The sequence below is a fragment of the Bacillus fungorum genome (genome assembly GCF_002746455.1).
In the GTDB taxonomy this organism is placed as follows: Bacteria; Bacillota; Bacilli; order Bacillales; family Bacillaceae_G; genus Bacillus_A; species Bacillus_A fungorum.
The window spans coordinates 112,894-131,397 of record NZ_NWUW01000008.1; the positions used below are offsets into that span (position 1 = coordinate 112,894).

20 protein-coding genes and 4 pseudogenes are annotated in these 18,504 nt (G+C 32.2%); 17 read left to right on the plus strand and 7 right to left on the minus strand.

Going from position 1 to position 18,504, the window contains the following annotated elements; genetic code table 11:
* Window positions 1–24: 24 nt before the first annotated feature.
* Complete coding sequence (locus CO726_RS14005) at window positions 25–522, plus strand: GNAT family N-acetyltransferase (protein ID WP_099684658.1); 498 nt, start codon at window positions 25–27, stop codon at window positions 520–522.
* Between the two features lie 248 nt (window positions 523–770).
* Window positions 771–1,307 carry a DUF1697 domain-containing protein gene (locus CO726_RS14010; RefSeq protein WP_099684659.1) on the plus strand — a complete coding sequence of 179 codons (537 nt, stop codon included), beginning with the start codon at window positions 771–773 and terminating at the stop codon, window positions 1,305–1,307.
* 44 nt (window positions 1,308–1,351) lie between these two features.
* Here the strand turns inward: CO726_RS14010 and CO726_RS14015 are convergent, their stop codons facing one another.
* Window positions 1,352–1,753, minus strand: a complete 402-nt coding sequence (locus CO726_RS14015) for a hypothetical protein (RefSeq protein WP_098761862.1) — start codon at window positions 1,751–1,753, stop codon at window positions 1,352–1,354.
* 210 nt (window positions 1,754–1,963) lie between these two features.
* On the opposite strand from CO726_RS14015, the gene CO726_RS14020 reads away from it, so the two are divergent.
* The gene (locus CO726_RS14020) at window positions 1,964–3,133 is read left to right on the plus strand and encodes a ParM/StbA family protein (RefSeq protein ID WP_098761861.1); all 1,170 of its coding nucleotides are present in this window, start codon (window positions 1,964–1,966) and stop codon (window positions 3,131–3,133) included.
* Window positions 3,134–3,144: 11 nt separating this feature from the next.
* The gene (locus tag CO726_RS14025; protein ID WP_098761860.1) at window positions 3,145–3,480 is read left to right on the plus strand and encodes a hypothetical protein; all 336 of its coding nucleotides are present in this window, start codon (window positions 3,145–3,147) and stop codon (window positions 3,478–3,480) included.
* Window positions 3,481–3,598: 118 nt separating this feature from the next.
* On the opposite strand, the gene mleBCA is transcribed toward CO726_RS14025, so the two are convergent.
* Entirely contained in the window at window positions 3,599–4,453 is an 855-nt protein-coding gene (gene mleBCA, locus CO726_RS14030; RefSeq protein ID WP_099684660.1) for a BCA family alpha/beta fold macrolide esterase, read from the minus strand.
* 256 nt (window positions 4,454–4,709) lie between these two features.
* Between mleBCA and CO726_RS14035 the strand changes: the two genes are divergently transcribed.
* Entirely contained in the window at window positions 4,710–5,456 is a 747-nt protein-coding gene (locus CO726_RS14035; protein WP_099684661.1) for an NADP-dependent oxidoreductase, read from the plus strand.
* Between the two features lie 123 nt (window positions 5,457–5,579).
* Here CO726_RS14035 and CO726_RS14045 read toward each other — a convergent pair.
* A pseudogene (locus CO726_RS14045) lies at window positions 5,580–5,981 on the minus strand (PLP-dependent aminotransferase family protein); the annotation flags it as partial.
* Here CO726_RS14045 and CO726_RS14050 point away from each other — a divergent pair.
* Window positions 5,974–6,096, plus strand: a pseudogene (locus tag CO726_RS14050) (DMT family transporter); the annotation flags it as partial. The pseudogenes CO726_RS14045 and CO726_RS14050 sit on opposite strands and share 8 nt — an antisense overlap.
* 84 nt (window positions 6,097–6,180) lie before the next feature.
* Here the strand turns inward: CO726_RS14050 and secY are convergent.
* The gene (gene secY / locus CO726_RS14055) at window positions 6,181–7,485 is read right to left on the minus strand and encodes a preprotein translocase subunit SecY (protein WP_099684662.1); all 1,305 of its coding nucleotides are present in this window, start codon (window positions 7,483–7,485) and stop codon (window positions 6,181–6,183) included.
* A 353-nt stretch (window positions 7,486–7,838) separates the two neighbouring features.
* The gene (locus CO726_RS14060) at window positions 7,839–8,306 is read right to left on the minus strand and encodes a VOC family protein (protein ID WP_098761857.1); all 468 of its coding nucleotides are present in this window, start codon (window positions 8,304–8,306) and stop codon (window positions 7,839–7,841) included.
* A 254-nt stretch (window positions 8,307–8,560) separates the two neighbouring features.
* On the opposite strand from CO726_RS14060, the gene CO726_RS14070 reads away from it, so the two are divergent.
* From CO726_RS14070 to CO726_RS14090, 6 genes and pseudogenes are all read left to right on the plus strand, one after another.
* Window positions 8,561–9,082, plus strand: a complete 522-nt coding sequence (locus CO726_RS14070) for an AraC family transcriptional regulator (RefSeq protein ID WP_099684663.1) — start codon at window positions 8,561–8,563, stop codon at window positions 9,080–9,082.
* Between the two features lie 2 nt (window positions 9,083–9,084).
* A complete protein-coding gene (locus tag CO726_RS33165; RefSeq protein ID WP_425427797.1) occupies window positions 9,085–9,330 on the plus strand; it encodes a metallophosphoesterase family protein in 246 nt (81 codons plus the stop codon).
* A pseudogene (locus tag CO726_RS14075) lies at window positions 9,306–10,100 on the plus strand (5'-nucleotidase C-terminal domain-containing protein); the annotation flags it as partial. The gene CO726_RS33165 and the pseudogene CO726_RS14075, both read left to right, overlap by 25 nt.
* 340 nt (window positions 10,101–10,440) lie before the next feature.
* Entirely contained in the window at window positions 10,441–12,144 is a 1,704-nt protein-coding gene (locus tag CO726_RS14080; protein WP_099684664.1) for a M4 family metallopeptidase, read from the plus strand.
* 167 nt (window positions 12,145–12,311) lie between these two features.
* Window positions 12,312–12,560 (plus strand): annotated as a pseudogene (locus CO726_RS14085) (hypothetical protein); the annotation flags it as partial.
* 424 nt (window positions 12,561–12,984) lie between these two features.
* Window positions 12,985–13,584 carry an undecaprenyl-diphosphatase gene (locus CO726_RS14090; RefSeq protein WP_099684665.1) on the plus strand — a complete coding sequence of 200 codons (600 nt, stop codon included), beginning with the start codon at window positions 12,985–12,987 and terminating at the stop codon, window positions 13,582–13,584.
* 179 nt (window positions 13,585–13,763) lie between these two features.
* Here the strand turns inward: CO726_RS14090 and CO726_RS14095 are convergent, their stop codons facing one another.
* Window positions 13,764–13,946, minus strand: coding sequence for a hypothetical protein (locus CO726_RS14095; RefSeq protein WP_000273224.1), 183 nt, complete (start codon window positions 13,944–13,946; stop codon window positions 13,764–13,766).
* Window positions 13,947–14,093: 147 nt separating this feature from the next.
* Window positions 14,094–14,630, minus strand: coding sequence for a DinB family protein (locus CO726_RS14100; RefSeq protein ID WP_099684666.1), 537 nt, complete (start codon window positions 14,628–14,630; stop codon window positions 14,094–14,096).
* Window positions 14,631–14,892: 262 nt separating this feature from the next.
* Between CO726_RS14100 and CO726_RS14105 the strand changes: the two genes are divergently transcribed.
* From CO726_RS14105 to CO726_RS14125, 5 genes are all read left to right on the plus strand, one after another.
* The gene (locus CO726_RS14105) at window positions 14,893–15,585 is read left to right on the plus strand and encodes an HAD family hydrolase (RefSeq protein ID WP_136699630.1); all 693 of its coding nucleotides are present in this window, start codon (window positions 14,893–14,895) and stop codon (window positions 15,583–15,585) included.
* Window positions 15,586–15,770: 185 nt separating this feature from the next.
* Complete coding sequence (locus CO726_RS14110; protein ID WP_099684668.1) at window positions 15,771–16,139, plus strand: DUF4180 domain-containing protein; 369 nt, start codon at window positions 15,771–15,773, stop codon at window positions 16,137–16,139.
* A gap of 87 nt (window positions 16,140–16,226) precedes the next feature.
* Window positions 16,227–16,751 (plus strand): MepB family protein, encoded by a 525-nt coding sequence (locus CO726_RS14115; RefSeq protein ID WP_099684669.1) that lies wholly within the window; start codon window positions 16,227–16,229, stop codon window positions 16,749–16,751.
* Window positions 16,752–16,889: 138 nt separating this feature from the next.
* Entirely contained in the window at window positions 16,890–17,657 is a 768-nt protein-coding gene (locus tag CO726_RS14120; protein WP_099684670.1) for an arylamine N-acetyltransferase family protein, read from the plus strand.
* Between the two features lie 158 nt (window positions 17,658–17,815).
* Window positions 17,816–18,469: a YdeI/OmpD-associated family protein gene (locus CO726_RS14125; RefSeq protein WP_099684671.1), complete on the plus strand. Its 654-nt coding sequence runs from the start codon at window positions 17,816–17,818 to the stop codon at window positions 18,467–18,469.
* Window positions 18,470–18,504: the final 35 nt, after the last annotated feature.

Genomic DNA, 18,504 nt, shown 5'->3' on the forward strand with positions numbered 1-18,504 from the left:
TAAGTAAAAATGGGAGAGTTTAGCATGAACATACATACAGAGGAAATACAATTAGTCCCCTATAAAGAAAAATATAAAGAAGTTATACAAACATTTACTTTACCAAGTGAACAAGTTCAATTCACATCAGATCCAGGCGAATTGCTGGAGAAAGCTAAAAGTGATCGTACAAAAAATGTGATTGTTATTTTGGATTACAATGGGGTACCTGTTGGTCTTTTTGCATTGCAAACAGGAGATAGAGTACAGGAGTTCACAGAAAATGAGAACGCTTTACTTTTAACTTCGTTTTCTATAAATCACGATAGACAAAGGAAGGGATATGCTAAAAAATCACTGGCACTATTACAAGAGTTTGTACAACGCTATTTTCCGATGAAAAATGAAGTTGTACTTGCCGTGAATGAAAAAAATATTCCAGCACAAAATTTATATGAAAAAGTTGGCTTCCAAGATCAAGGCGTTAGAAGAATGGGGCCAATTGGTCAACAAATCATTATGCATTTACCTATCATAAAATAATGAGAAGAAAAACTTACTCTTGCATATCAAAGTAGTAAGTTTTTTTATTTAGAACGATAAGAGAATAAATATTAAACGCATATATTTAAGAGCGACGAAATGCATCTTTCGTTGAACAAAATTAAACAACTAATAAGAATCTTACTACGCTATAATATAGCAAGGTTCTTATAGTTTATACTAAAACTAAATAACTTTATGATCACATTAGATCAATTGTGAAATACATTTAATTGAGGAGAAATGCTATGACAATTTATATTGCATTACTAAGAGGAATCAATGTAGGCGGGCATAAGGTAATCAAAATGGCTGATTTAAAACGAGTGTTTGAATCAATAGGGTTAAAACAAGTGAAAACATATATTCAAAGCGGTAATATCGTATTCGAATCCGAGGAGGATATAAAATTTCTAAAGGAGCGAATACAATCTGAAATTAAAAATGTTTTTAGTTTTGATGTTCCGGTTATGTTAAGAACATATGATGAATTTATAAATATTATAAAAAGATGCCCCTATGAAGCTGATTCATTGCTAGAAGGGGAAAGTATACATGTTGCTTTCTTAGCAAATGAACTTTCTGAAAAAGAAAAAGATCAGTTGCTTATGTATAAAAATATGACCGAAGATTGTTATATACATGAAAAAGTTGTGTATTTATTTTTCAAAAATAGCATTCGAAATTCTAAATTAATGAACCAGTTTCAGAAGATACATACACCAGCTACAGTAAGAAATTGGCGGACTGTGAATAAATTAAAAGCGATAGTAGAGGGGATGTAAATATAAAAAGATGAGATTTTCTGTATATAGAAGATCTCATCTTTTTATTTATATTGTTTGGCAACAATGAGTTCAACGATTGGATAAATAAAGAATGAAGAGCAAAGTGCGATAAAAAGAGGGAGATTCTTTATTTCCTCAAGTAATAGGAATGCAAATCCTTCTGAAAATATTAAAATTAGAAATATAAAACACATAAGTACAAAATAAGCAATTTTAAAGCTTTTATATTTAATTTGCTGTCCCATTTCATCTTGACTTTCTTCCGATACTCCGTTTGGATCTCCCCAAGTAATTTGATTAATTAAATTACCAAGTATTAACGAAATAACGAATATTGTTCCTCCCAAAATCGAACCTTCAGTTACATATTTATATGCGCCATGTATGAGGACTCCAATTAATGAAAAAACGATAATAGTGAAAACAAATTTTTTATGGTTCAAATTAGAAATAACACCTCCATAGTTGTAAAAAACTCTTTACAATCATAGTATAAATTTGAGAAAGTTATATGTCAAACACTTTTTACACAAAGGATGAAAGAATATAATATTTTGTTTTTACGATTAATAAAAAATTACATTACATTTGAATGTAAAAGAATGGGTTCGCATATATTTGGAAGGGATGTCAGATTAATTTAGGGGGTAGTTATGTCTATTCTTTTAAAAGCTGGTGCTGATGCAGGAAATAATGGTTTGAAGTTAATGGTGAAAGGGCAAGACCCTATTTTTATTCCGAGTATATATTCTTTATATATAGGAGAGCCTACAGGGTTGTTAGATGAGGGAGATGTTTCATTATCTGAATTAGAAAATCACATTGACGTGACCATTAGTTCTCCATCGTTAATGTTAAATAACGTGCGGTATATCGTTGGAGAAAAAGTCATTCAAGATCAATTAAAAGGGACTGAGGTTGAGAAGAAATCGAATAAGTCAACGGATGAGTTAATGGTTATTACAATTCTATCTGGTTTAGCGGTAAGTGCTATGCGTCAAAGTCCAACTTCTAGTCATATTAATATTCGTTACGATTTATCTGTTGCTCTTCCTATGCAGCTTATTACACAAGAGATAGCTGCGGAAAATGCGAAACGTTATATGGGCAATCATAAAGTTGTGTTCCATTATCCAAATGGACGTGATGTGACAATTAATATTTCTATCGAATATTGTAAATGCCTACCTGAGGGCGCTTCTGGGACGTGGGGCATTGTATATGATGAAGAAGGAAATGTTGTAAAACATAAAATAGAATGTGAACAAAATCAGGTTTCAGAAATTGATTTTGTTGATAAAACACTATTATCTTTTGATATTGGCGCAGGGACGACAGAAGAAGTAGTTTCACTAGGCGTAAACTTTAGACCGCAACTAAGTAAGGGTTTATCATACGGTGTGAAAGAAACGTTGCTACAAATTATTACGAGATGGAACCGGAAGTATCCAACAAAGACGATTGATAGCATTACAGAGTTTAACCAAATTTATTTAAATGAAAAGCACCCAAGAAATGCGTTGTTAGTTGAAGAATCACAACCAGCATTATTAGGTTTAGCGGCGCGTGTCGCAACTGATATCATAAATAAAATTGATGATATGAAGGACGATCCATACGTATTTATTTATGGCGGGGGCGCAGTAATTATTAAAAACAGTTTGAAACTGATTTTAAAGCAAAAAGGACGAATAAAAAATGTAATCTTTGTAGATAATCCGTTATTTACAAATGCACGTGGATTATTAGTCTATACTTGTTCACCAAAATATAGAGAGCATAAGCAAAAAGAGTTAGGATTTACAAACTTAACAATAAGTTAGTTGGTGGAAGTATGCGATCTAGGCGATATAAACGTGGTGATCGAGTGAAAATCAATATTCATAAATCAGTATCACCTGAAATGCTTGCATGGCTAAATAAACAATCAAACCCAACCAATTTCTTTTTCTTTGCTGCACAGCAACTCTTTAAACAAGTGGGAGATATTGATGTGTCAAAAGCTATACCAAGCAGCCATGTTTTCTCATTATACTTGGAGCCATCATCTTTATTAAAGGTCGAAGTTAATCCTTTTAAAAACGTACCACTAGAAGTAAATAAATCCACCGATAATATAAAAAAAAAATCCTGGGAAGCTGTTGATCAATTAGATTGTCCGTTTTTTTAAACATAGAAAAATATAAATATTGCCCATCACTATACATATGGATACAGTGATGGGCTTTTGTTTGTAAATGGAAGGGGCACCATACAATTTGAGCCCCTTCTGTTAATTATTTGTTTGTCTAAATTGCAGATGTATGTCTAGAAACAGCATTAATTATGTTTTCCCAGTCATCTGGATGGTTTTCATGGCCTGCCCCTTTAAGAGTTAATAGTACTGAGTTTGGAATTTCATTAATTAGTGCGAGGCCATGCTCAAATGGGAGTGCTGTATCGTCTGTTCCATGAATAACCAATGTTGGTGCTTGTATGGAGTGAAGTACACCTTCATATGCATCATCACCTTGAAGTAAAGCATGATTAAACATACTTAATAAATTGTTTGCGCGTTCTATTTCTTGTTTCACTTGTTTATAAACTCTATTTTCATCAAATATTCGTTCTGATCCACATAATAGACGGGATCCTGAAACTAAATACTCTGCCACATCATTTTTATTTGTCCAATCTATACTTGTGCCATTTACATGATGTGTTAAAATCCTTTCATCCATTGGAGGTAAATCGCGAGTATTGTTATCAGATCCTATTACACTAGTCGCTAGTAAAGTTAGCGTCAAAATTCTTCCGGGATGTTTTACAGCGGCAATTTGAGCAATCATACCACCTAATGACATACCAAATAGGTGAGCTTTATCAATATGATAAGCATCTAGTACTCCAATTGCATCTTCAGCCATATCTGTTACTGTATAATTGGAAGTTCTAGGTTCATAGGCAACAGAGCGTCCAACATCACGGTTATCAAAGCGAATAACAAATTTCCCCGTACTAGCCAACAGCTCACAAAATTCTTCGTCCCAATAAACCATGGAACATGTAGCGCCCATAATTAATAAAATAGCAGGGTTCTTAGGGTTCCCAAAGCTTTCTGTACATATATCAATTCCGTTTATTTTAAATATCTTTTCACTCATATAGTTAGCCCCATTTCTTTTGAATTTAATTAATAATACAGTTTTGAATAATTCTAAGATGTGTGTAAGATTCTTTTTGAAATTCATCCCGCTATTTACCGGGCAGTAAGAGCCCGATTGGTGAGGAATGATTAAAGTTTCACTTTATAATGCTTTTTGCATAATTACCCCCAAAAATAAGTATATGGTAATTCAAGGAAAAAAATTTCGAGAAATAATTGTATGTTATTAAAATAAATAGCAAGGAGGAGAGGAAATGAAAGCAATTGTTATTGATCGATATGGTAGTGTTGAAGAATTAAAAGAAAGACAAGTTTTAAAACCGGTTGTTAAGAATAATGAGGTATTAATACGTATTCATGCAACATCTGTTAATCCAGTTGATTGGAAAATAAGAAAAGGTGACTTACAAGAACAGTTACGCTTTTCATTTCCCATCACTTTAGGATTAGATGTAGCTGGAGTTATTGAAGAAGTTGGAGAAGATGTAGAGTGTTTCAATATAGGAGAGAAAGTGTTTACGAAACCTGAAAATATAGGAAGGGGCTCTTATGCTGAATTCATTGCAGTACAATCAGATTTAGTATCACATATGCCTAATAATATTAGTTACGAAGAAGCAGCTTCTATTCCTCTTGCAGGACTTACAGCGTGGCAAAGTCTTGTAGATTACGCAAAAATAAAAGAAAATGACCGTGTATTCATTCATGCTGGAGCTGGTGGAGTTGGAAGTTTGGCAATCCAAATCGCAAAATCATTTGGAGCTTTTGTTGCAACGACTGCAAGTAGTAAAAATAAAGAATTTTTACAGTCTTTAGGGGCTGATCTCATTATTGATTATAAAAAAGATAAATTTGAAGAGTTATCAGCTTTAGTTGTAGAGGGGAAAATTAAACCTATTTTAAGTAAGGTTGTGCCGTTTAATGAAGAAGGAATTAGAGAAGCTCATATTTTGAGTGAAGGTCAACATGTTAGAGGTAAGATCGTAATGAAAATGGGATGAAAAAATAATTGTATATTGATTTGAATAAAAATGATTTAGCATACTTCAAAATTTCATACTACCCCAAAACAAAAATATCTTGGGGTAGTTACTTTTTAGCTTAAAGGGATTGTGCATATGTTTCTAAAGTTTATAGTTTCGTATTGTATCATGTAATTTCTCTAATCCAATCAACATATCTTTTTCATTTAACATAGAATAGCTAATTCTTAATTGGTAATTATTTCTTTCATTATTTAATAGACAAGCTGTTCCTGGTAAAAAAGAGACATCTACTTCGTTTGCTTTTTGTAATAAGGTAAAGGGATCTATCGAGTCAGGAAGTGTAATCCACAAATTAAAGCCACCATTTGGTATTTCAAATCTTATTTCTTTAAGTGGTGATAACGTATCAATAGTTATATCACGTCTAATTTGTAAAGCCGTACGTAATTTTTCTAAATGGTTTTTCATACGCTCTGCACGTAAAAACGGTAGAAGTGCTTTTTGTGTTAATAAAGGGCTACCGATATCCATTGAACCTTTAAATCCTACAATGGGAATGGGGGCTTGTTTTATATTGATTGGTGTATTCTTGGCCAATCGTTCAACACTACGGACTTATTTCAAAAAAAGGCGGTTATTAGAGACGGAGATGTAGTTTAATAAAGCAACAGCCCTGTATATTACAGGACTGGTAAAATTAAAAACACAGTTGGAAAAATAACCAACTGTGTTTTTATAATTAATTTACTTTTTTAATAAAACCTTTATAATGACGTTTTACAAGCTGGCTTTCTAAAGTCTTCATAGTTTCTAGTGCTACACCGACAATGATAAGTAAGCTTGTACCACCAATTTGAGCAGAAGGTGGTAACGTAGCAATTTTCGTGAATACGAGCGGTAAAATTGAAATTGCACCTAAGAAAATTGCGCCGATAAATGTTAAACGGTATAAAATTTTAGTTACATATTGTTCTGTTGATTTACCAGGACGAATACCAGGAACATATCCATTTTGCTTTTTCAAATTCTCTGCCATTTGTTCAGGATTTACTTGAATAAATGCGTAGAAGTATGTGAAAGCAACGATAAGACCGACATAAAGTGTCATTCCAATTGGATGTGCGAAATCAAGATTTGCAACTAACCATTTTGATACGCTTGAATCAGGGAAGAGCTGCGCAATTGTACGCGGTGTCATTAAAAATGCAGAAGCAAAGATAACTGGTATAACACCAGCACTATTTACTTTAAGCGGTAAATGAGTGTTTTTTGCTCCTTGATATTGATTGTTTCCTGAAACCGCTTTTGCATATTGGATCGGTATTTTACGTACAGCTTGTTGAATGTAAATAACGCCAACAACTATCGCTAAAATTACGAGACCAATTAAAAGCATTTTTATGATGTGCATGAATAATTGATCGCCTGCATTTTGAAATTGTTGTAAATAAATTTGATTTGCAACATTTGGAATCGCGGCAACGAGACCTGCGAAGATAATCATCGAAATACCATTACCAACTCCGTTAGCGGTAATTTGTTCGCCTAACCAAAGTAAAAATGCAGTACCTGCAGTTAAAACTGTCGCAATAAATACGTATGTAGTCCAGCTTTGATCTGTTATTAATTGTCCACCTGCTATATTATTAAAGCCATAAGACATCCCAATGGCTTGTATGAATGCGAGAATGATTGTAAAGTATCGAGTGAATTGAGCTGATTTCTTACGGCCCATTTCTCCTTGCTTTGCCCATTCCGAAAATTTAGGTATAACGTCCATTTGTAGTAATTGTACTATGATGGAAGCTGTAATATATGGTGTAATACCTACAGCAAAGATTGAGAAGTGTTGCAGTGCTCCTCCGCCAAAGACGTTTAGCATACCTAAAACGTTAGCTTGATCTTGTACTTTTAATACCTCTGCGTTAGTATGAGGAACTGGAATAAACGTGCCAATTCGAAAAACGATTAACATCGCTAGTGTAAAAAGGATTTTCCTTCTTATCTCAGCTACTCTCATGAAATTTGAAATCGTACGAAACATTATGTCGCCTCCTATATTTTTATCAGTTTAAAACTGATTATTATATCCCGATGAAGTAACCACAAACCTCCTTCCGCATTAAATTCATTTGACAAATGGAATTTTATACATTTTGTAGTTTTCACGGATATCAAAATATAAGGTGTTTTTAGCGAACTATAAGCTTTTCGTAATCATTCAATACACATAATATATCGAATAAATTAACAAATGTACATACATTCGCATTAAAAATGAATAAAAAGGGTCATTTTTTACATTTATTTAATGATAAATTGATAGGACATTATTATTCAAGATTGTTATACATGTTATAAAAATAAAGGCGAGCCATTATGATTTATAACTAATATTCATTCAAATGTGTCAGCTAATAGTGTCTCCCAATCTTTAAAGGATAATTTATCAGTTATATGTTTTAGTGCGTTAGGTACAACAATATGACAAATAAGTTCTAAGCTATTACCATCTGGATCAATAAAATAAATAGATGCATTACCTTGATGTGGACGGACAAAGGGTTCAATAGATTCATTACTGCCAAACGGAACAGCTTTAATTTGAAGTGAGTGTAACCAATGTAATGATTCTTTTAAATCCTCATATGAAACTCTAAATGCAATATGACGTAAAGAAGGATGATATTTTGTTTCGTATTCAGAGCCCGCCCATAATCCTAGCCAACTTTTCCCTTCCTCAATCCAAAAGAATGCTGTTGATTCATCGCTCCAGGCTAACTTCAATCCTAGTTTTTCATAAAATTCGATAGATTGTTTTAAATTACTCACTGGTAAATGCGCTTCGTATATTCCTTTAATCAATTAAAATCCTCCACCTTTTTATTTTCTTACAATTAATATATCGATTTAAAAAGAATTTAAAATCAAATAAAAGTATGAAAGTACATACTACTTTAGTAGTAGTGGTAGTAATCAATTATATTTCAATTAAAATTCATTCCCCACTGATTAAAGGTTCACTTTATGTGATTAGAAAATTCTTTTTATTTAAGAAGGAATAAATATTAAAGAAAGCTAAATAAACAGTGTACATATTTATAGGGGAGAAGATGTAAATGAAAATTGTTATAAAAAAATTACCACCATTAGAAGTAGCGTATATAAGACGAACTGGTAGCTATTTTGAACCGCAAGATCACTGGGGAAAGTTACTGAACTGGTCAATTGAAAATAAACTGTATCCACCAGAGCAATCATTTATCGGAATATCATTAGATAATCCTGAACTTGTTGCAAGTCATAAGTGCCGGCATGATGCATGTGTTACGATTCCTGAAAACTTCGATAAAGAAAAGTATCATGATGTGCAATTTAAAAGATTAGATGGAGGTACATATGGTCTATACCAGTTCTATGATGAACCTCATAAATTAAGTGAAGCGTATCAATACATGTATGCAGAGTGGCTACCAAATAGTGAGTATGATGCAGATTATGATAGAAATAATTTAGAGTTTTGCTTAAATAATGCTGCTGAAGATCTAGAAGGAAAGTTAAAGGTTGATTTATTTGTGCCAATTAAAAATATACAAAAAAAAAATAACCTCATTTGTGGCTTTAAAATGAAATTGGAATAGTAGTGAAAGAAAATCCAAATACCATATTAGTAGATGCTGGGGATACAATTCAAGGAAACTCAGTAGAATTATTCAACGATAAGCCACAATCGCCAATGATGGTAGCGATGAATACAATGGGATATGACGCCTGGGCATTTGGAAATCATGAATTCAACTTTGGATTAGATACATTGAAAAAAGTTAGTGAGCAATATAAGGGGAAAACGTTAGCAGGAAATAAATTGATAATGATTATGCCCGTTTAGATACAGGTCCTATTAAGAAAAAAGATATTGCGTACAATTACCAATATGCCTTGGGAGAAATTACAGTATATAAGATTTCTGGAAAAGATTTAAAAGACTATATGGAATGGGCAGCAGGATATTTTAACTCATCTCGTGCCGGAGATGTAACCGTTAGCTTTGATAAAACCCGCCGTGCATCTAAATATAGTACGAACGATTTCTTTGGAGGCGTAAAATACGAAATTGACTTAACAAAACCATACGGAAGCAGAATTACAAATTTACGCTCTATTCGTACAAACAAACCAATCAAAATGAGTGATGTTATGACGTTGGGAATGAATGCATATAGAATGGAGGCTCTTCAGGCAAAAGGAGGAGCTTTAGAGGGGCGTAAGTTTGAACAAATTTGGTCATCTAAACAAGAGCATGCATTTGGAGAAACAGGTGGAACCATTCGTAACCTTGCTATTACATATTTAAAAGAGGTAAAGAACGGTGTATACACGCCAAAAGTTATGCGTAATTGGAAAATTACTGGTGTAGATTTACATTCTTCAGAGCATAAGGCTGTAGTTGATCTTGTGAATAAAGGGATTTTAGAAATTCCCAAAACAGAAGACGGAAAATACACAAATATAGCATCTATAAATACGAAAGACTCAATTTCAAAAGAAGAGATTGTAGCACTCTCACAAAAAGCAAATATTAATCCAAACGAGTTTAATCATGCAAAGACACAAGGTGAATTTTATAAAAAACTTAGTAGGATTACTAAAAAAATATAAATTATAAGGTTTCTTATAGTAATTGTTATTTTAATAAAATGAAACCCACTCTTACAATAGTTAAGAGTGGGTTTTTATGTTGTTATTTAGATGTAAGTATAATTTTATTAGAATGAATATAGATAATTAATAACTAACCAATTGGATGAGCGCCTATAAGGACTCTCTTTTATTCAAATTAATGTACATATGTGTTCTGTTCATTATTTACAATATTGACCACAATTTATGTAATTTTGCATAATGTTACATAAATTGTGTATTTTCCCTTTTTTTCGACAGAAACAGACAGTATACTTTGTACAAGCTTTCTATTTTAAAAATTATACGAGGTGAAAAAATGAAAAACAAAAAGACGTTAACTAAGGTAGCATTAACAACAGGTTTAGCTTTAACAGCAGTAGCACCATATGGAGTAGGTCATGCAGAGGAACCAGATCAACTACAAGTTCAAATTCAGGAGGAATCGTTCCGTTCGGGTGAACTTACACAACCTTCACAAAAAGCACCAGAGAATGTAGTAAAAGATGCTCTTAAGGAGAAAACAGAACAAGCCCTTTCTCCAAAGCAAGTCAATGGAGAAACAGGAGTAGATTATAAAGTTCTTCAAAAACGTGGTTCATATGATGGGACTACACTTGTACGTATACAGCAAACATACGAAGGAAAAGAAGTATATGGCCATCAATTAACTGCACACGTAGATAATAACGGTGTTATTAAAAGCGTTTCAGGCGATAGCGCACAAAATTTAAAACAAGAAGAATTGAAAAAACCTATCAATCTATCAAAAGATGAAGCGAAACAATATATTTATACGAAGTACGGGAACGATATCAATTTTATTTCTGAGCCAGAAGTTAAAGAAGTTATTTTTGTTGATGAAAATAATGGACAAGCTAGCAATGCATACCAGGTTACATTTGAAGCGGCAACACCAAACTATGTTTCCGGAACGTATTTAGTAAATGCACAAAATGGTGATATGTTAAAAAATATGGTGCAAGAATCTAACTTGAAAGCAAGTGAAAAACTAGTTGGAGCCTTAAAGCAAAGTAAAAAAAGCAGTCTTACATCATTAACTGGTACTGGAAAAGATGATTTAGGTATATCACGTACATTTGGTATTTCTAAACAAAGTAACGGCAAATATGCTCTTGCCGATTATACAAGAGGGCAAGGAATTGAAACATATGACGTGAATTACAGAGATATTACTAAAGAAGAAAGCTATTATCCTGGTACATTAGCAACTAGTACTTCGACAGCATTTAACGATCCAAAAGCAGTAAGTGCTCATTACTTAGCAACAAAAGTATTTGACTTTTATAAAGATAAATACAATCGTAATAGTTTTGATAATAAGGGACAAAAGGTAGTTTCAGTTGTACATGCTTGGGATTCTGGAGATACGAATGATCCGAAAAATTGGCAGAATGCGTTAAGTGCTAATAATGGAAGTATGCTTGTATATGGAGATCCTATCGTCAAAGCATATGACGTAGCTGGACATGAATTTACACATGCTGTTACTTCTAGCGAATCTAATCTTGAATATTACGGTGAATCTGGTGCGATTAATGAAGCTTTATCTGATATTATGGGAACATCTATTGAGAAATACGTAAATAATGGAAGCTTTAACTGGACGATGGGAGAACAAACTGGATCTGTCTTCCGTGATATGGAAAATCCAGCTTCTGTTTCATCTTCACTTGGAGTACCTTATCCAGATGATTACAGTGAATTTAACGATTTTAATGGATGGGATCAAGGTGGCGTTCATTTTAATTCAAACATTATTAATAAAGTTGCATATCTCATTGCAAAAGGCGGAACTCATAACGGTGTAACTGTTAAAGGGATTGGTGAAGATAAAATGTTTGATATCTTCTATTATGCAAATACAGATGAGTTAAATATGACTTCTAATTTCAAAGAATTGAGATCAGCATGTATTCGAGTGGCAACTAATAAATATGGTGCAAATACAGCAGAAGTTCAAGCGGTACAAAAGGCATTTGATGCAGTAAAAATTAAGTAAGTTAGAAACATAGTTATCATTCCTATATTATTACATTATGAAAAACAGCTAATGCCATTTGCAGGATATTAGCTGTTTTTTTACGTAGCAATGTATTATTGAAAATAAACTGACTAAGCAATAATTAGGCGCGTTATCTTTAAGAAGTTGCGACATCTTTTATTAATGCCCTCCAAAATGTTGTAGCTTATTCAATAGATGGAAAGGGCTATGGGAATAAAAACGAATACTTTATGGTGGCTCATAATGCAAATAGGGAATCCGTTGACATAACGCTTCCATCGAAAGGTCCTTGGAAAGTACTAGTAGACGGTAAACAGGCAGGTAGTAAAACACTATATGTTGTCCGCGATAATAAAATTAAAGTTCCTGCATTAAGTTCATTAGTTTTAAAAACAGAGAAACCGATTAAATAAATGCCAAAAGTGGAGGAAGGTTGTTTTCACTTCGCTTTTAAAGTTAAAACAGTATAATTTCACATACTGTAATTATATTACAATTTAATAAATAAAAAGAGAAGAACTCAACAAGGTTCTTCTCTTTTTTTATGTATAATTAGAGTTTCCGTAGTTGCTAATATAAGGGTTTATGAATATAGAAAAAGGCAAGACGATGAACTTATTTACAAAGTGACGAGAGAATGACAAAACTGTAAGAATGCACGAATGTTTGTAAGAAAGTTCGATGTTTTCCTTGTTCTTTTTTTATTAAAGTAAAAAAGAAGAAAGCGATGTCATAAGAGGTTGATATTTTTTAGATGAGTACAATAATCAAAACTATTCATGTAATGAAAGTATATGGCAATCAGTAAAACACCTTACTAAAAAGGAGGGATTTGAAATGTCTTTTTCTCAATTCAATATTGATATTTTTCAAGCAATTAATGATTTAGGTAAACAATATTCATTCCTAAACTCAACCATGGTATTTTTGGCTGAATATATGGTATATATTTTTGCTTTAATTATTTTAGCTTATTGGTTTACTGGTTCCAGAAAAAGTAGGATGATGGTTATTCAAGCGATGGTTGCTTTTGTAATTGCTGAGGTGATTGGAAAAATAGCAGGGAAATTTCATCTGAATTATCAACCGTTTGCAGTATTGCCTGATGTTAATAAACTTGTCGACCATGCTATAGATAATTCATTTCCTAGTGACCATACGATTCTCTTTTTTTCGATTTGTTTTTCGTTTTGGCTTGTTCGTAAAAAAAGTGGATGGCTATGGCTTATACTTGCACTTTGTGTAGCGATCTCACGTATTTGGGTAGGGGTTCATTATCCTTTTGATGTTGCAGTAGGAGCTTTAATAGGGTGTATTTCAGCGGTAATTTCGTATTGGTTAGTACCGAAATTATCTTTTATTAGGCAATTACTTACTCAATATGAAAGAGTAGAGAAACAAGTTTTACCATTCAAAAACAAATCAAAGGGATTGTGAGTACAGTCCTTTATCATCCTCATTACTATTCTCCACAAGTTGAATGGGCCGAGACATCCAATATACTTATTTACATCCAAGAAGACGAAAAAGAATAGGTAGTACGTCTAGGTAATAAACTATTTTATTACCTAGACGTATGATCTAAATACTGTCCCGTTAACATTTTAAATGTATCGTTATTGTAGAATTAAACCTACAATCATAATTAAACTAAATAGTATCATCCAACCAAACGCACAATAGCCAAAGAGTCTAATCCATTTTGGTAATTGATTCATGTTAACTTTATTTGTGGGAACTCCTTGCATAAAAAACATCATTTTTTGATCTCTATCCCTATTATTTTGTTGTTCATACATAAAATCATTACCTCTCTAGAACCATTGTGTTTATAGTATATCAGTCTGAAGAAAATTATGTATAAAGGCTAGTTTGCATCATATGTGGTGAATTTTATAAATAGTGAAAAAGAGTTCTACATAAATGGGACTCTTTTTCTTCAAACATTAACTTACTGGATATGCATTAGAACCTAGATAACGTTCTTTTATAATTTGTAGATGATGAAGCTCATGTCCAGCTATGATGTATGCTAATGCACGAACTGTAACTTCAGATTTGTTCGCATTTCCTCTTTGTAACCAAGTGTCTTTATCTAAGCTTTTCAGTAAATGCACGGTAGATTGGCGAACAACTATTAAATTATCAACAAGATCTTGCATAGATTGCTTATCAAAAGCAGCTTTAAGAACATACATATCATCGTTATAGCCTGGAAGTTCTGCTGTCTCGCCTCGAGCAATAGATAACAAGCGATACGCCATAATACGTTCTGTATCTGCAATATGGCCGATTACTTCTTTTATACTCCATTTAGTAGGAGCATATCGGAAAAGTCCCTCACCATCAGAAATCTTCTTTAATAAAAGATTCGTTTCCTTTATTTGATGTTCTAAAATATGTATGATATTTCCGTCTGATACTAAGTTAATATACGTTGCATAATAGGAATTATATTCACTTGCTTTTGGTCTAATTTGCATACGAATCATCCTTTATATTTAATCTTTAAGTACAGCTTATCACAAAAGAGTTTCGAATTAATCTGAAAGTTCGAAATCACAATTAAAAAATTCATCTACTACCTTAGTCGAAATCTTATACTTTCACATCAATTAACAAACAGAAAAAGGATTTTTGATTTAACTCTTAGAATATCGTTCTATTAGGAGTTCTTTGATATGAATTGTTTTTGATTACTTTTGATGAGAACTAGGAAATATAGAAAGGTTGTGAATTTATTTGATGGGTTATAAAGCTATGCTGTTTGATTTAGATGATACGTTACTTAATAGGGATAAGGCAGTAGATAAATTGTTTTTATTTGTTTTAGAAAAGTGTTATGAGGATGTTAGTGATACAGTCAAAAACAATATGTTACAGAAATTCAAAGAATACGATAAAAGGGAATACGGCATGAGTGATAAAACGATAGTTTTAGAATCATTGTTTGATGTATTCCCGCCGAAGTATAGATTACCACGCAATTACCTCCAAGATTTTTGGAATAATAATTTTCCTAAATGTTTTTCAATAGACAAAAATACTATTCATTTCTTAAATCATATAAAGAAGCACTTTGAAGTTGGAATTATAACAAATGGCTCAACTCAAAGGCAAAGGGCCAAAATAATTAACACGAATTTAAACAATTACTTTGATACGATTATTATTTCTGAAGAAGTGGGATTGAGTAAACCTGATAAACGTATATTCGAACTAGCATTAAATAAGCTTAATGTGCAACCAGAAGATGTATTATTTATTGGAGATGACTTAGAAAAGGATATTGCTGGTCCTCAAAATGTAAATATAAAAGGTGTGTGGTTTAACCCTCAGAAAATCAAGAATACTACCAAAATACAACCATATGCCGAGATTAACACTTTGGATAGTTTGTTAAGTTATGTTACTCCACAATATTTTTATAACAAGTAAAAGTAATTCCATATATATATATTCAAAAATATAAAAAAAAGAGAAACTATCATTAATTTCATTGACCGTATTAGTTATAAAAAATAGAGGCCATTTTAATAGCTGCGGCTATTTTATCTATGATTAATACGAAGTTTTGTAAAACAATTTTACTCATACTGTGTAAATTATAAAGGGGTGGGACTATGGAAATAAAGAAAGTAGTAATCGATGGAATCAATATTGCGGTCATTAGAAACGATAAGGTATTAATATCCGATGTTCAATCTGCATTAGATACTATGGCAACAGTTCAATATGAGGTAGATGCGAAACATATTATTATCCATAAATCTTTAATAAGCGAAGATTTCTTTAATCTAAAGACACGTCTTGCGGGCGATATCCTTCAAAAGTTTATAAACGACAAGGTAAAGTTTGCTATTGTTGGGGATTTCTCTATGTATACTAGTAAAAGCTTAAAGGACTTTATTTATGAATGTAATAAAGGTAAAGATATTTTTTACTTAGCAACTGAACAACAAGCAATTGAAAAACTAAGTACATTAAGGTAATAATTATATCCTGCTAAATTCCCCCATTTCACTTAGCTCATGATTATATACGATATAGAAGAACTAATGTTTGTGGTAAACTAAGAAATGAATAAAGGGGGAGTTTTCTTGAACAATTATAACGATACGATCAAAAATTTAAACAATATAGTTTACAAACCTAACAATTTAATGATTACGAATGTAAAAGAAGAAAAGCAAAACGCAGAATATGCAGGATGTTTATTTCACTTAAATAACAAAACCATTCGTTTTAGAAAATCCAAAATTACTCCTAATAAAATTGGTCAATTTGTTTCTTTTTGGGAAAAAGATGACAATATGCAAAATCAAGCGTTTTCTTATGACACTGCTCCTGACTTATTAGTTATCACTTGTATAGATGATAATAAACTAGGACAATTTATTTTGCCTAAAGAGATTCTTCTTAAGGAAAAAATCTTAAGAACACAAAATCAAAAAGGCAAGATGGCTATGAGAATTTATCCTATATGGGATAACCCTCTCAGCAATCAAGCTAAAAAGAGCCAAATGTGGCAACTTCAGTATTTTGTTGATTTAAGCAATCATATTAATTTACCTATAGACAAATTATTAAATTTGTATTCGTAGCTTCTTATCTTAAGTAATCTTGTGGGTTAGACTTTTTGTACCGGTACAGTTAAACGAAATGTACATTGTTTCAGTACCCCATCAAATTTACAATCAGCATATATTATTTTAACTTATACATTTTAAGGGGTGCTGACTATGATAAGTCTACAACATAAGCTTTTTACAAGATTGAATCTTGCAAAGCGTACTGAAGTGAAATTTGAGGAATTAAATACAATTCTCTTTGCATTTGCACACACTATACCATTTGAGAATTTAGATGTTATAGCACGTAATACGAATACAATTACTATGGAAAATTTACAGGATAAAATTTTAACTAGATCCCGCGGCGGGCTTTGTTATGAGTTAAATACTCTTTTTTACTACTTTTTAAAAGATTGTGGTTATGATGTACAACTTGCATTAGGTACCGTATATAAAAATGATATAAACGCTTGGGCACTTGAGGATGGACATATAACGATTATTCTAAATTATGACAATGTACGATACGTAATTGATGTAGGTATTGCTTCATTAGTTCCTCTAGTCCCTGTACCTTTTACTGGTGAGTCTGTTTCTTCTAAAAATGGTACGTATCGAGTGAGACGAAAAGATACGAGTAAAGGGAATCACGTTCTAGAAAGAAAAGATACGAACGGTGAGTGGAAAGTTTGTCATGCTTTTTATAATCGTATCATTGATGAGACAGTAGTGAATGATGTTCAAAAAAGAGTAATAGAAGATGAGAAATCTATTTTCAATAAGGGCCCAATTGCAGTCAAATTGACGGACTCTGGCCATGTCTCTTTAACAAATACTAGTTTAACGGAAATAATTCATGGTGAAAAAGCGAAACGTGAAATTACAGAAGATCAATATAGAGAGCTTTTATATACTTTATTTGCTATTGAGTTATGATGAAGCAAATAGCTAGCCGGTTCTTATGCAGAACCGGCTATTTTATTAATTTTGCTTTTAAATAACTATTAAAGTTTAATTTTCTTAATAGATATAATACACTAGAACGGTATGAAAAAGTATATACAATGAATTTTGAATGTAAAGGAAGATTTTTTATGTCAGTTATCGATAAATTGAAACTTAATAAGTATACGAATATGGTTGTTATTAATGAACCCAGTGATTACGAAATTTTTACAGGTAAAGAAACTGTATTTTCAAAAGAACACGATGCCATTTTTATTTTTGTAGAAACACTGGATGAAATGGTGAAACAAACGAATTATATTATAAGTAATGAAGAATTATTGATTGAAAAAGGATACGTATTCTTCGCATATCCGAAAAAAGGTAATTCTCGCTACAGTACGTTTATTCACCGTGATGAGATGTTTCCAGCATTAAACGTTGGAGAAGATGGATATGTAGGAGAAAGCAATATTAAATTTGCGCGAATGGTAAGTATGGATGACATTTTTACTGTTGTAGGTTTAAAGCGAGAAACGAAAAAAGCGACAAAAACGCCTACAATGAGCCAATGTGTAGCTGATTATGCAGATCGAATTCAAGATGTTGAAGCTTTATTAGCTAATTATCCGAATGAACTTAAGTTTTATCAAAGTTTAACACCTGGATATCAAAAAGATTGGGCACGTAATCTTTTTTCTGTAAAACAAGAAAAAACACGTGAAAAACGTCTTGAGAAAATGGTTGAAATCCTTTCGCAAGGCTATAAAACAATTGAATTATTCCGTAAAAAGAAAAAATAAGACTAGGAAAGTCACAATGATGCAACAATTAATTG

Bases quoted from the DNA above. Each gene is read 5' to 3' on its own strand.
- CO726_RS14005 (WP_099684658.1), top strand. From the start codon at position 25: ATGAACATACATACAGAGGAAATACAATTAGTCCCCTATAAAGAAAAA.
- CO726_RS14010 (WP_099684659.1), top strand. From the start codon at position 771: ATGACAATTTATATTGCATTACTAAGAGGAATCAATGTAGGCGGGCAT.
- CO726_RS14020 (WP_098761861.1), top strand. From the start codon at position 1,964: ATGTCTATTCTTTTAAAAGCTGGTGCTGATGCAGGAAATAATGGTTTG.
- CO726_RS14025 (WP_098761860.1), top strand. From the start codon at position 3,145: ATGCGATCTAGGCGATATAAACGTGGTGATCGAGTGAAAATCAATATT.
- mleBCA (WP_099684660.1), bottom strand. From the start codon at position 4,453: ATGAGTGAAAAGATATTTAAAATAAACGGAATTGATATATGTACAGAA.
- CO726_RS14035 (WP_099684661.1), top strand. From the start codon at position 4,710: ATGAAAGCAATTGTTATTGATCGATATGGTAGTGTTGAAGAATTAAAA.
- secY (WP_099684662.1), bottom strand. From the start codon at position 7,485: ATGTTTCGTACGATTTCAAATTTCATGAGAGTAGCTGAGATAAGAAGG.
- CO726_RS14070 (WP_099684663.1), top strand. From the start codon at position 8,561: ATGAAAATTGTTATAAAAAAATTACCACCATTAGAAGTAGCGTATATA.
- CO726_RS14080 (WP_099684664.1), top strand. From the start codon at position 10,441: ATGAAAAACAAAAAGACGTTAACTAAGGTAGCATTAACAACAGGTTTA.
- CO726_RS14090 (WP_099684665.1), top strand. From the start codon at position 12,985: ATGTCTTTTTCTCAATTCAATATTGATATTTTTCAAGCAATTAATGAT.
- CO726_RS14095 (WP_000273224.1), bottom strand. From the start codon at position 13,946: ATGTATGAACAACAAAATAATAGGGATAGAGATCAAAAAATGATGTTT.
- CO726_RS14100 (WP_099684666.1), bottom strand. From the start codon at position 14,630: ATGCAAATTAGACCAAAAGCAAGTGAATATAATTCCTATTATGCAACG.
- CO726_RS14105 (WP_136699630.1), top strand. From the start codon at position 14,893: ATGGGTTATAAAGCTATGCTGTTTGATTTAGATGATACGTTACTTAAT.
- CO726_RS14110 (WP_099684668.1), top strand. From the start codon at position 15,771: ATGGAAATAAAGAAAGTAGTAATCGATGGAATCAATATTGCGGTCATT.
- CO726_RS14115 (WP_099684669.1), top strand. From the start codon at position 16,227: ATGAATAAAGGGGGAGTTTTCTTGAACAATTATAACGATACGATCAAA.
- CO726_RS14120 (WP_099684670.1), top strand. From the start codon at position 16,890: ATGATAAGTCTACAACATAAGCTTTTTACAAGATTGAATCTTGCAAAG.
- CO726_RS14125 (WP_099684671.1), top strand. From the start codon at position 17,816: ATGTCAGTTATCGATAAATTGAAACTTAATAAGTATACGAATATGGTT.